The 213-nt window shown below is 39.9% G+C and carries 1 protein-coding gene; it reads right to left on the reverse strand.

The genetic code is table 11. The features are described 5' to 3' along the window. Nucleotides 1-213, reverse strand: a 213-nt coding sequence (locus HMPREF2794_RS01520; protein WP_168166580.1) for a tyrosine-type recombinase/integrase, incomplete at both ends; no start/stop codon positions are given.

A 213-nucleotide genomic window follows, 5' to 3' on the forward strand; every position in this document is an offset into this window, starting at 1 on the left:
CACATTCGCTTCATCAATTTTCTTATTCTTAAAAGGCTTCAGATACGTCTCTGTTACGGTGATGGAAGAATGTCCCATTGCTTCAGAAATGACGCCGGGATGTATCTCACAATAGTATGCCATCGTAGCCCAAGTGTGGCGGGCGGTGTATGAGCTTAATTCTGAAGTCAATCCCAAAACCTGTTTCAAAATCATTAACTGATAATTAAAATT

It is taken from the genome of Bacteroides sp. HMSC067B03, from assembly GCF_001811315.1.
Classification (GTDB): domain Bacteria; phylum Bacteroidota; class Bacteroidia; order Bacteroidales; family Bacteroidaceae; genus Bacteroides; species Bacteroides faecis.